Here is a 12987-nt window from a genome sequence, read left to right as displayed (position 1 = left end):
TAATGGCTCAAAAGTCATTTTATAGTAAAAGATTCATCAATTTTGGGTTAGTAACAGTGTTTGCTGTTTACTTCCTGATATTAGTCGGAGGGATCGTCCGCAGCACCGGGTCCGGAATGGGATGCCCGGACTGGCCCAAGTGCTTCGGAAACTGGGTTCCTCCGACTGATGTCAGCCAGTTGCCGGAAGATTACCTGGAGGTATACAAACAGAAGCGGATTGAGAAGAATGAGAAACTGGCGGCTTACCTCGGCGACATGGGGTTCGAAAAGCTGTCGGCCACCATATTCTCTCATCCAAGCCAGTACATCGAGACAGAGTTTAACTTAACCAAGACCTGGATCGAGTACCTGAACCGCTTAGTGGGTGTACTGATAGGTATTTTTATTTTCCTGACGGTTGTTTTTGCCGTGCCATATATAAAGCACGACAAGACAATATTCTACCTGGCGCTGGTGAGCTTTTTGCTGGTGGGTTTCCAGGGATGGCTTGGCTCTATCGTCGTTTCCACCAATCTGCTTCCGATAACCATAACAATACATATGGCACTGGCACTGGTAATCGTGGCCATGCTGCAGTATGCGGTTGTGCGCGCTCAGAAGCGGGATATAAGCGGCCACCTTTCGTATTCTCCCAAGGTAAACACATTGCTTTGGGTGCTGGCGGTGGCCACGTTCGCCCAGATTATGCTGGGCACGCAGGTGCGGGAAGAGGTGGACCTGGTGTCGTTCGCGATGAATGGCGCAGACAGAGGCACGTGGGTGGATAAACTGGGGATGAGCTTCTATATACACCGCTCTTTCTCCATCGTTGTGCTGGCCCTGCACTTGTACGTGGCAATGCTGCTCTACCGGCTAAGGAACACCATCCTCACGAGGCTGACGAACGTGATGCTGGTGCTGGTGGGCGTTGAGACTGTCATCGGTGTGGTCATGGCTTATTTCGCCATACCGCCCGTGCTGCAACCACTGCACCTGACTTTCGGCTCCCTGCTCTTCGGCGTCCAGTTCCAGTTGCTGATCTTGTATTATTATGCCTCCCGTGAGGCACTTAAAAAGCCAGTAGCAATTCATCAATCATGTTAGTACAACAAGAAGTTGCGTCACTACTGCCGGCATCGAACATGGCACATAAGGCAAAAGCATATTTCAAACTGCTGAAGTTCAGGCTGAGCTTTACTGTCGCCTTTTCGAGCGCCATCGGATATATACTGGGGTTCCCGGATGCCTCCTATCTTAGCATTGCCCTGGTAATGCTGGGGGGGCTGTTGGTGACAGGCGCCGCCAACATCATCAACCAGATCATCGAGCGCGACCTGGACAGGATGATGAAGCGCACGGCAAAGCGTCCGCTGCCAACGGGGCAACTGTCCGTAACAGAGGCTATTGTGTTTGCGGTGCTGCTGGGCATAGGCGGTCTGGCGCTGTTAGGGCTTTACTTCAACCTGCTGACGGCGGCACTCTCCCTGCTCGGGCTGGTGCTCTACGGCTTCGTATATACGCCGCTGAAGCGCATCAGCCCCATCTGTGTTTTTGTGGGCGCTATACCGGGCGGTTTGCCGCCGCTTATCGGATGGGCGGCAGCCACGGGCGTGCTCGGGGCGGAGGCCTGGATTCTTTTCGGCATTCAGTTTATATGGCAGTTTCCCCACTTCTGGGCTATTGCCTGGGTGCTCGACGAAGATTATAAGAAAGCCGGTTTCAAGATGCTCCCGATGGAGGGCGGCAAGAACCTGAAGACGGCCATCCAGATCATGATATACACCCTAGTGCTGATACCGCTGAGCCTGTTGCCGCTGCAGTTTGGCATGACAGGCACCACCTCCGCGCTGATTGCGGTTGTCTGCGGCGTGCTGTTCCTGGCCCAGACGTTTTACCTGATGCGCACCTGCTCCAAGAAAGCAGCCATGAGCATTATGTTCGGGTCGTTTCTATATCTGCCCATTGTGCAGATAGCCTTTGTATTAGATAAATTGTAACGTATGGCCATGGCTAACGAAACCTTGAAAGAGAACGATCACGGCGCCGGGGTACACCCGCTAAAGTTCTCGCTGTGGTTGATTATTATAAGTATTATTATGATGTTTGCAGCCTTCACGAGCGCTTACATTGTAAGGAGGGCGGAAGGCGACTGGCTGGAGTATGACCTGCCAAGCATTCTGCTGATAAACACGATTGTGATCGTGCTGAGCAGCGTTGCCATGCAGATGGCTTATGCGGCGGCCAAACACAACAACCTGCAGCGGCTGAAGATCATGCTGCTGGTCACCCTGGGGCTTGGGGTGGCTTTCCTGGTAGGGCAGTGGAACGCCTGGGCGATCCTGGTGCAGAACAATGTCTATTTCGGGGGCAGCGGCAGCAACCCCGCCGGCTCATTTCTGTATGTACTGACGGGCGTGCACGGTTTCCACCTGATAACGGGGCTGATCTTCGTGTGCATCACGTTGGCGAGCAGCCTGAAATACAAGGTGCATTCCAAAAATCTGCTGCGCATCCAATTGTGTACCACCTACTGGCACTTTTTAGGAGGACTTTGGCTATATTTGTATATATTCTTAAGGATAAATCACTAAACACGTTTTCAAAACATAATCTATGTCTACTTCATCTACGCTGGAAAAACCAAACACAGGTACCTGGGACGGTGGCAATGAGCCTTTGAAGGCGAGCTATGGAAAACTCATGATGTGGTTTTTCCTGCTCTCAGATGCGTTCACGTTTGGCGCTTTTCTGATCGTTTACGGCTTGTCGCGCCACACGCATCTGCCATATACCGGTGAGGCGGAGGCTTTCACGTTCTCCCAGCAGTGGTGGCCCATCCCGGAGAAGGTGTTTAACGCTTTCCCTGGCTTTCATGGCGTAGACCTTCCGCTCGCTTTCGTCGCCCTGATGACCATGATCCTCATCCTGAGTTCCGTGACGATGGTACTGGCAGTGGAGGCGGGGCACCGCATGGACAAAAACGATGTGCAGAAGTGGCTGCTGTGGACAATCCTGTTCGGAGGTACTTTCCTGGGCTGCCAGGCATGGGAGTGGTCTCACTTTATTGCCGGCACAGAGGAAGGGTTGTTGCTGGCCGACGGAACAAGGATTTTCGGCGCTAACCTGACCGTCAACCAGTACGGGCCGCCCCTGTTCGCCGACCTGTTCTTTTTCATCACGGGCTTCCACGGCACCCACGTCTTCACTGGCTTTATTTTGCTGATCATCGCGTTTATCAGCACCGTGAACGGCGTATACCACAAACGTGGGCACTACGAGATGGTGGAAAAGATCGGACTCTACTGGCACTTCGTAGACCTGGTGTGGGTGTTCGTGTTCACATTCTTCTACCTAATCTAAGAGGCAGAAAAACAAGAGGCGAAACCTTGGGGTATATATAAACCTGAGGTATATATAAACTAAGAAGAACAAAGCAGAATTAAAGATATCGATATATGGCGATGCACCATTCCGACAACGACATGCACCACACTGGTGAAATTCCTAAGGCACAGACCAAGGCCATCTGGAGAACATTTGTAATACTCGTAGCGATTACGGCACTTGAGTTCGTGTTTGCCTTCTTTATGGAGCCCGGCACCACGCGCAACGTCATCTTCATTATCCTGACGCTTTTCAAGGCGTTTTATATAGTGGCGGAGTTTATGCACCTGAAGCATGAGACCAAGGCGCTTATCTGGACAATCATTATCCCCCTGGCCCTGATTGTGTGGCTGATGGTGGCCCTGATTGCAGAAGGCAGCTATTATTACGAGTCGATCACGAACTACTTCGAATAAATTTTCTGTAATGGGTAAGGCAAAGGCACTGATACTAGGATTCCTACTATTGGTGCCTCTTCTTATTTTCGCCTTTATCAGCATTTTCGGCACGCACCATTTCACCCTCAGAACTTATTTCCCCAAAGTGGATGCGTCGGGGGAGGTGCAGTATACCGCCAGCGGCGACACGGTTTTTCAGCAGGTGCCGGACTTTTCACTTGTCTCGAGCCAGGGAGGACCGTTCACAGCTTCGGATCTGGAGGGCAATATCACCGTCGTTCATTTCTTCGACACCGCCAGCCCGGAGCTTCAGGAAATCTCCTCGCAACTGGTTCGGCTGCAGGAGAAGTTTGGGGAATACCCGGAGGTGGAGATCGTCTCCATCAGCATAGACCCGGAGCACGACAGCGCAGCGGTGCTGCAGCAGTACGCCTCCATATATGGCGCAAAAGAAAATAAGTGGCACGTGCTGACCGGCGACAGGCAGGAAATAAATGAGCTGGCGCAGCAGGGTTTTGGGCTGCCGCTGGGGAAGCAGCGCGTGCTGGTGACCGACAGGCTGATGCTGCTGGACAAGGAAGGAAAGGTGAGGGGCATCTACAAGGGCACCGACGAGAAAGAAATAGAACGGTTAGTGACAGAGATAAACGTTTTGCGGGATGAATACGGTAAGAGCAGATAACGATAAACTGGCGAGCAGCCGGGACAGGAAGTTCCTGACACTGATTGCAGTGCTGTCTGTAGCGGTGCCGGTGACGATTGCGCTGCTCTTTTTTATGCCGAAAGAAGGCGGGGCTGCGGCAGACGTGTCGTGGCTGCCGGGCTTCTACGCCAGCATCAACTCTCTCACAGCCGTCGTGCTGGTGGTGGGGTATATAAGTGTCAGGCGCCAGAACATCAGGGCGCACCGGGCGGCCATGCTCACGGCCTTCGGGCTGTCCTGTATCTTTCTGGTGTCGTACGTCACCTACCACTTCCTGGGCGAGCGCACTACCTATGGCGGTGAGGGCGCACTGAAGTATATATACTACTTCATCCTCCTGACACACATCGTACTGTCCGTGGCCATTGTGCCGCTGGTGCTGCTGTCTGTTTACTTCGGCATCAGCAACCAACTGAGGCGCCACCGGCGCATTTCCCGCTGGACGTTCCCTATATGGCTTTACGTGGCTGTAACCGGGGTTTTGGTCTATCTGCTGATATCGCCGTATTATACTTAAACTACTCGCTACTTATAATTGTTAATACTGCAATGAGAACGAAGCTGAGAAACATGCTTGCCGCAGTAGCCCTAACGCTGCTGCTGGTTTTTGCCGGCACCAACGCCTACAGCCAGTGTGCCATGTGCCGCGCCACCGTAGAGTCTAACGTCGGGACGGGTAAACGGCATAACCACGAACCGGAGTCGAAGGTAGGGCTCGGGCTGAACACAGGCATCCTTTACCTGATGGTGATTCCGTACCTGCTGATAGGCACCGTTGGTTTCCTGTGGTATAAGAACAGCCGCAAGAAGGCGTGAGCCAACCCTCCAGGTTTGAGGCCATTCTGGCCTGCCGGTGCCCCCGGTGCAGGCAGGGGGATGTATTTACGCATTCATTCCTGAACCTGCGCAAATTCGACAGCATGTATGAGCGCTGCCCGGTGTGCGGCCTCTACTACGAAGTGGAGCTTGGTCTGTTCTGGGGAGCCATGTACATCAGCTACGGCTTCTCGGTGGTTATCGTGCTGGTGGTGGGCGTGTTGCTTTACTACCTCGCCAACGACCCGCCCATGTGGGTGTACCTCGCCACAGTTGCCGCCATCGTCATTCTCTCCACCACGCTTCTCTTTCGGTATGCCCGCATCCTGATGCTGTACTTCTTTTCAGGGATCAGGTACGACCCGGACAGTGTCAATCGGTAGCACGATTTTTGAATCAATAGGGGTTATCAGGCGTTTTGCTTAAATTCGTAGATAAACTACGTTGGTTTGAACCGGAAATACACCCCTTTGTTCCTGTTGATATTGTCGCTGCTGAGCTTTCTGGCCACAGCCGCGCTTTATTTCAATGTAGCTTACAAAGCGCCCGACATTGACCACAAGGCCGAGCTAGCCGCCATGGTGGTGCAGATACAGGAGGAAGTTGACAAGGCGCAGCAGAACGCCAAACTTATCGGGAGCCGGCTGAACGACCGCAGCGTCTTCTTCACGTCTCTGCTGCAGCAGTGCCACTACCCGATGTTTATATACAGGGGTGGCAGCCTCGTCTTCTGGTCAGACCATACCATCGCCCCTTCCCTCGACCTTCCCGCTTCGGCAGACCGGCTGGTGGCAATAAGCAACCGGCACGGAAGCTTTCTGGTGGTCCCGTACCGGGCAGGGTCATATAACATAAAAGCATATATCCCGCTGCAGCAGGACAACAGCAGTGACGGTGGGGGCGCTGAGCCGGGAAGTGGGATTCTGAAAAGCAGGCAGGTGAGCCTGGTGTGGGACCCCTCGGCCAACCTCCCGAAGATCTACAGCAGGCAGGGGGATTTCCTGTTTGCCGTAGCCTTCTCCCAGCCCGAAGGGCAGTCGCCCCTCGACACGTTGCAACTGCTGCTCCTGCTGGCGGGGTCGGTGTTCTTCGTCCTGTTTAGTGCGGCTGTGGCGAAACGCTATATGCGCCGGGGCCGGTACAGCACGGGAATCCTGCTGTTCCTGGGGTTGCTGGTCGTGTTCCGGGGCTTGCTGCTGCTCTTCGACCTGCCTTTCTCTATTGCCGAAGTTCGGCTTTTCGACCCAAAACTATATGCGGCCTCCTTCTGGTCGCCCTCCATCGGCGACCTGGCCCTGAACATGCTGCTGCTGGTGACGGTGGCAGGCTCCGGCCTGTACCTGTTTGTCCGCAACAGGGTGCCGGCGCAGTTGCTTGTCACACCCAAAAGGCAGCGCCGTTTGCTGCTGGTCGGGTGTATGGGCGTGTTCTACCTGCTGCTGCTGCTGCTCTACCAGTTTTACTTCAACATATACCACAACACACCGCTGGCCCTGGATGTCAGCCGCTCCTTGGACTTCACAAAATACAAGTTGCTGCTGTACGGGGTCATGCTGTTCCATACCATTGCCCTGTGCATCTTCACCTATATGCTGGCCACGGCGGTGTCGGTGCTGGTGCAGAGAGAAGAAAAGCTGTGGGTCTACCAGGTGCTGTTGGGGGTGGCGATTGTTCCGGCGCTGCTATCCCTGTCGGTTTTCCGGGGGCTAACGGTTGTTACGTTTACAGGCTTCCTGTTCTGGCTCGTCATTATACTGGCGGCACAGTACCGCAACGCCGTGAGCCTCGCCTACCGCACCTACCTGTTCTTCTTCCTGGTGGTCATCGTTAGCGCGGCGGTCGGGGCCATGGCCCTGTATAGCCACTACCACAGCGAGCTGAAGCTGTATAAGCAGGAGTTCGCCTACAACATGCTGCAGGACAACGATGTGCTGGGGGAGTACCTGCTGGAAGAGGAAGTAGCCGGGAGAATCGCCTCCGATGCCGTTATTCAGATGCAGATGATGGGCCCTTATGTGGATGCCTCGCTCATCAAGCGCAAAATAATGCGGCAGTACCTGCCCAGCTACTTCGACAAATATGAGGTGAACGTGATGCTGTTCGACAGCGAGGGGAACGCCCTGGAAAGCGCCGACACCACGGCCACCACCCTGCGGGAGCTCCGCAGGCGCTTCGACACGCCGCAGTCGCAGACGGAGCATGAGGATCTCTTCCTGCTCAAGGAGCCCACCCGCTACAATGCCCGCGTGTACCTGAAGCTGATTGAGGTGCCGATATATAACATGCAGAAGGGCGGCACGATTGCCCTGCAGCTGACCCTGAAAAAACTGCTGCCGAACAGTGTGGTGCCCGAACTGCTGGTCGACCAGCGGTATGAGCAGCCCTTCCGCCGCGACATGCTGAGCTACGCCTTCTACAGCGACGGCAAACTACAGTACAGCGAGGGCGACTACGACTACGCCACCAACTTTAACCGGGGCCTGCTGCAGCGGCCGGAACTGTACCGGCAGGGCACCAACCTCGATAATTTCCATCATTTCGGGGTACACAGCAGCAACGGGCAAACGCTCGTTATCACCACCGAAAAGTACGGCTCATCAGAAGTCCTCTCTAATTTCTCGTTCCTGTTCCTGCTGTTTGTGGCGGGCCTGATGCTGTGCGGGCTCCTATACCTCCTGCTGCAGCGCCACCGGCTGCGGGAGTTCAGCCCCAACTTCAGCACCAAAATCCAGATATTCCTCAATTTCGGTATTCTGCTGCCCTTGCTGATGGTGAGCATCGCCACTGCCGGTCTGGTGACGGCCTCCTACAAAAAAGACCTGATGGAGACATATGAGCAGCGCGGCGAGGCGGTGCAGCAGGCCCTGACGCAGCAATTGAGCAGGCGGCCGCTGCAGAGCCGGCGCCAGCTGGAGAACAGGATATCGGAGATAGCGGCCATATCCGGGACGGACATCAACCTGTACGACCGCCACGGCCGCCTGCTGGTGACAAGCCAGCCCCTGATATTTGAAACCGGCCTGCTGTCGAACCTGATGAACCCCTACGCCTTCGCGGCCATCTCGGAGCGGCAGGCCCTGCGGGTGCTGCTGGAGGAACAGACCAGCAACCTCTCGTTCAACGCCATCTACCTGCCGCTCCGCGAGGAGGAGATTTCCGGCGAGCTGATGGGCTTTATCGGCATTCCCTTCTTCGACTCCGAGAAGGAGCTCGACCTGAAGCTGATAGAGCTGATCACCACCACCATGAAGATTTTCACGGTCATGTTCATCACCTTTATGGTACTCACCTTCTTCGCCTCGCGCACGCTCACGGTGCCCCTGCGCATGCTGGCCGACAAGCTGAAGCGCACCTCGCTGACAGGGAAAAACGAGATGCTGGCTTATGAGGGGGCGGATGAGATTGGGATGCTGGTAAACGAGTACAACCGCATGCTGCTCACGCTGGAGCAGAACAAGCAGGACCTGGCCATGCGGGAGAAGGAGGCGGCCTGGCGCGAGATGGCACGGCAGGTGGCCCATGAAATCAAGAACCCGCTCACGCCGATGAAGCTCTCGCTGCAGTACCTGCAGAAGGCCATATCTGAGAAGCGCCCGAACGCAGAGCAGTTGATTGAGAAAATCTCCCACACGCTCATCACCCAGATTAACATACTCAGCGACATCGCCACCTCGTTCTCCAGTTTTACGAACATGCCGGAGCCCAATCCGGAGCCGATGGACATTGCCGCCGCCCTGCACAAGGCTGTTGACCTGCACAACGACCCGGCCACAGCCGTGCTGAAGAAGTGCATTCCGGAGGAGGAGGTAATTGTGAAGGCCGACGAGAGCCTGATGGTGCGCACCTTCAACAACCTGCTGCTGAACGCGATACAGGCTGTGCCGACTACCCGCAGGCCCCATATAGAGGTGAAGTTAGAGAAGCAGGGCGATAAAGAGGCGCTGATCTCCATCAAAGACAACGGCAGTGGCATACCGAAGGAGATTCGCGGCAAAGTTTTTATTCCAAATTTCAGCACCAAGTACACCGGATCGGGCATTGGCCTGGCCGTTGCCAAGCGTGGCATCGAGAATGCGGGGGGGCGCATATGGTTTGAGACAGAGGAGGGGAAAGGCACCACGTTTTATATTGCCTTGCCGCTGGCGTAGCATGGGGTGGAGGGGGGTATATATGGCGTTGCTGCTGCTCGGGTGGAGCGTGCCGCTCCTGGCGCAGACCCCGCCCGCCAGCAACCAGCGCTGCGTCTGGCTGCCCGTTCCCGCCATGCCCCAGCAACTCGACTCCCTTACGCTGGTGCCCGGGTCTGTCACCTTCACCCACCCGAAGAAAGAGGCGTTTGCCTTCGACTACAACTACAGCCTGAACGAATTCACCCTCACCCGTTTCCCGGCGCCCGACTCTGTGGCCATCGACACGCTGGGTACGATGCAGGCCCTCCGCGACTCGGTGCTGGTGTGTTTCCGGGTGCTGCCGCTGAACCTGACCAAACCTGCTTTTCGGCGCGACGTCGCGAAGCTGGAGGTGAACTCGTTCCGCGATGGTTTTTACCAGGAGGACATCACCACCAAAGAGGAGATTTTCCGGACACCGGGTCTGAACAAAACGGGTAGCATTTCAAGAGGAATTTCTTTCGGCAACACACAGAACGTGTTCGTGAACTCAGCCTTAAATTTACAACTGGATGGGAAACTCACGGAAGATATCAGCATCACGGCCGCCATCACCGACCAGAAAATCCCGTTTCAGCCGGAGGGTAACACGCAGCAGTTGCAGGAGTTCGACAAGGTATATATCACCCTGCAGCACCGGCTCTGGCAACTGACGGCGGGCGATGTGGTGCTCAAAAGCAAACCTTCCTACTTCCTGCAGTATTATAAAAATGTGCAGGGCGGGGCTTTTGAGACCAGGTTCGGGAGCAAACCGGGGCGGGAAGGCGTGACGACGGTGGCGGCCTCTGTCTCGAAAGGCAAGTTTGCCTCGCAGGTGCTGGAGGCGCAGGAGGGCGTGCTGGGCCCCTACAGGCTGCGCGGGCCGAACAACGAGCGCTTCATCATCGTGCTGGCCAACTCCGAGCGCGTGTTCCTGGACGGCAGGCTGCTGCAGCGCGGCTACGATTACGACTATGTGATTGACTACAACCAGGCCGAAATCACCTTCACCACCCGCCACGTCATCACCAAGAACACCCGCCTGAAAGTGGATTTTGAGTACTCTGACCAGAACTACAGCCGCGGCATATATAACCTGAGCCACTACCAGAACTTCGGGAAGCTGAAGGTATATGGCAATTACTACAACGAGTCGGACAACCCGAACAACCTCATCAACCTGAACCTGCAGGACGGGGAGAAGCGCCTGCTGGCCAGCGTGGGCGACAGCCTGGAACTGGCCGTGAGCAACGGCGCCGACAGCGTGGCCTTCGTGCCGACGCAGGTGCTGTACGCGCGGCGCGACACGCTGTATAACGAGGGGCAAAACGCAGCGTCCATCTATGTCTACTCCAGCTCCCCCGACTCGGCTTTCTATAACGTGAACTTTACGGAGATCGGCTTCAACAAGGGGGATTATGTACTGGCCAATAATGCGGTAAATGGCCGCGTGTACCGTTGGGTGGCGCCCGTAAACGGCGTGCCGCAGGGCAACTATACCCCCTTGCGGGTGCTGCCCACGCCGAAGAAAAAGCAGCTGATAACGGCGGGCGGCAGCTACGAACTGCAGCGGGGCGTGAGCTTTTTCGTGGAAGGCGCGGCGTCCGAAAACGACATCAACCGCTTCTCTGACATAGATTCCGGGGATGACCAGGGGAAAGCCGTGCGGGTGGGCTACCTGGTGCAGGACAAGGAAGTGAAGCTGCTCGGCAAGTACCGGCTGAATAGCACGCTCAACTACGAGTACACCGACGAGAACTTCGCCCCCATCGACCGCTACCGCCCCATCGAATTCGACCGCGACTGGAACCTGCTGACGACGGAGAAAGCCGAAGACCACATCCTCAACTTTTCGGTGGGCGCGGCGCAGGATGCGGCCAACCTGTTCAACTACCGCATCAGCAGCCGCAACCGTGCCGATCAACTGAACGGAACGCAGCACTACCTGGACATAATGAAGAAGCTGGGGAAACTGGAACTGCGCAACCACCTGTTCATGCTAAACAGTGAACAGGACCAGCGCGGTTCGCAGTGGTACCGGGGTGATGTGGGCGTGGATTACAACTTCGGGAAAATATCGCCTGGCTATATATACCGCTTCGACAAAAACAGGATTACGGCACTGGGTACCGACTCGGTAGTGGGCTCGGCGATGTACTTTGAGGAGCACCAGGTGTATATAGAGAGCGGCGACTCGACCCGCACCAGGTTCCGGCTCGACTACAGCCACCGCACCGACAGGCGCCCCACCGGTGTCGGCACCATGGGGCGGCCGGAAGTGGGGCAGACGTACAACGCCGTGCTGCAAACGAAGTTGGGCGGCGAGAATGATTTGGCCTTGCAGGGTACTTACCGCAAGCTGCAGGTGGTTACCGGCGATGATGAGGAAACCATCCAGTCGCGGGTGGACTGGAGCGCGGGTTTCCTGGACGGCAGTTTCCGATCGGAGCTGAGTTATGCCACGGGCACCGGCCGCGAACTGAAGCGGATTTATATATTCCAGGAGACCTTGCCGGGGCAGGGCACGCACTACCTGCGCGAGGGCGGGCAGCCCAGCAACCTGAACGATTACCTGGAGGCGCAGACCGTGGACCAGCAACGCTACATCAAAATTTACCTGCCCACCGACGAGTATATAAACGCCTACACCAACCGTTTCACCTACCGCCTCACCAGCAACACGCCCCGCAGCTGGCGCACTGGCAAAGGCATCAAAGCCAGCCTGTCGAACTTCTCCATGCTCACGTTTATCAGCATCGACAAAAAAACGACGGACGAAGACCTGGAGCAGCGCTTCAACCCCTTTGCACAGGATATAGAAGACCAGTTTTTGATTTCGCTGGTGAAGTCTTTGCGCCACACCGTGTACTTTAACCGCAGCAACCCCAAATACGGCGTCGAGTACACCGTGCAGCAAAACCAGCAGAAGTCGCTGCTCACCAACGGCTCCGAAACCCGCAACGTGGGAAGCCATGTGCTGACCGGCCGCCTGAGCCTGAACGAAGTGCTGAGCTCACAGCTGAATTTTGGATGGAACGTGCGGGAAAACCAGTCCAACTTTCTGACCTCGAAGAATTTCGAGATCGAGAGCCGCGAGGTGTCGCCGGAGCTGTCGTACCAGCCAAATATCAGATTACGCTTTACGGGCAAATACCAGTATGCTCTGCGGGCGGATGTGCTGTCCTCGGCGGAGGCGGAGCAGGAGGGGATTTTCCATGAACTGGGGGTGGAGGCGAAACTGAGCCAGGTAGGCAAGCGCACTTTCACCGGCAACCTCAAGTACGTCAACATCGATTTTGATGGAGACGAGTTCTCCTACGTCGGCTACGAAATCCTGAACGCCCTGCGCCCCGGCAACAACATGACCTGGTCGCTGAACCTGCAGCAGCGCCTGAGCAACGGCCTCAACATCTCGCTGAACTACGACGGCCGCAAAGCGAACGGCGTGGGCGCGGTGCATACCGGCCGCACGCAGGTATCGGTGCTGTTTTAACAGGACACAGGATATAGGAGGTAAGACACAGGACTTTTTGCCCCTGAAGAAGATGTGCCAGCTA

At 55.8% G+C, this 12987-nt stretch carries 11 protein-coding genes; all 11 read left to right on the top strand.

Annotation, left to right across the window (positions count from 1 at the left end; all coding sequences use genetic code 11):
• Positions 1 to 2: 2 nt before the first annotated feature.
• On the top strand, positions 3 to 1085 hold the full coding sequence (locus GSQ62_RS09150) for a COX15/CtaA family protein (RefSeq protein WP_161889214.1): 1083 nt from the start codon (positions 3 to 5) through the stop codon (positions 1083 to 1085).
• 38 nt (positions 1086 to 1123) lie between these two features.
• Positions 1124 to 1978 carry a heme o synthase gene (cyoE, locus tag GSQ62_RS09145; protein ID WP_237587121.1) on the top strand — a complete coding sequence of 285 codons (855 nt, stop codon included), beginning with the start codon at positions 1124 to 1126 and terminating at the stop codon, positions 1976 to 1978.
• Positions 1979 to 1987: 9 nt separating this feature from the next.
• Positions 1988 to 2572, top strand: a complete 585-nt coding sequence (locus GSQ62_RS09140; RefSeq protein WP_237587115.1) for a cytochrome c oxidase subunit 3 — start codon at positions 1988 to 1990, stop codon at positions 2570 to 2572.
• A 22-nt stretch (positions 2573 to 2594) separates the two neighbouring features.
• Positions 2595 to 3341, top strand: coding sequence for a cytochrome c oxidase subunit 3 (locus GSQ62_RS09135; RefSeq protein ID WP_161889211.1), 747 nt, complete (start codon positions 2595 to 2597; stop codon positions 3339 to 3341).
• Between the two features lie 95 nt (positions 3342 to 3436).
• Positions 3437 to 3781 (top strand): cytochrome C oxidase subunit IV family protein, encoded by a 345-nt coding sequence (locus GSQ62_RS09130; protein WP_161889210.1) that lies wholly within the window; start codon positions 3437 to 3439, stop codon positions 3779 to 3781.
• Between the two features lie 52 nt (positions 3782 to 3833).
• A complete protein-coding gene (locus tag GSQ62_RS09125; RefSeq protein WP_237587143.1) occupies positions 3834 to 4445 on the top strand; it encodes an SCO family protein in 612 nt (203 codons plus the stop codon).
• Positions 4423 to 4983, top strand: a complete 561-nt coding sequence (locus GSQ62_RS09120) for a DUF420 domain-containing protein (protein ID WP_161889208.1) — start codon at positions 4423 to 4425, stop codon at positions 4981 to 4983. The genes GSQ62_RS09125 and GSQ62_RS09120 overlap by 23 nt, the downstream gene beginning before the upstream one ends.
• Positions 4984 to 5036: 53 nt before the next feature.
• Positions 5037 to 5282 carry a hypothetical protein gene (locus GSQ62_RS09115; protein WP_161889207.1) on the top strand — a complete coding sequence of 82 codons (246 nt, stop codon included), beginning with the start codon at positions 5037 to 5039 and terminating at the stop codon, positions 5280 to 5282.
• Positions 5279 to 5665 carry a DUF983 domain-containing protein gene (locus GSQ62_RS09110; RefSeq protein WP_237587113.1) on the top strand — a complete coding sequence of 129 codons (387 nt, stop codon included), beginning with the start codon at positions 5279 to 5281 and terminating at the stop codon, positions 5663 to 5665. Before GSQ62_RS09115 ends, GSQ62_RS09110 begins: the two co-directional genes overlap by 4 nt.
• Positions 5666 to 5731: 66 nt before the next feature.
• Complete coding sequence (locus GSQ62_RS09105) at positions 5732 to 9430, top strand: sensor histidine kinase (RefSeq protein ID WP_237587111.1); 3699 nt, start codon at positions 5732 to 5734, stop codon at positions 9428 to 9430.
• Between the two features lie 22 nt (positions 9431 to 9452).
• Positions 9453 to 12923: a hypothetical protein gene (locus GSQ62_RS09100; protein ID WP_161889206.1), complete on the top strand. Its 3471-nt coding sequence runs from the start codon at positions 9453 to 9455 to the stop codon at positions 12921 to 12923.
• Positions 12924 to 12987: the final 64 nt, after the last annotated feature.

This window comes from Pontibacter russatus (genome assembly GCF_009931655.1).
Lineage (GTDB): Bacteria > Bacteroidota > Bacteroidia > Cytophagales > Hymenobacteraceae > Pontibacter > Pontibacter russatus.
Note: the sequence above shows the minus strand (reverse complement) of the source record. Positions and strands in the feature narration are given on the sequence as shown.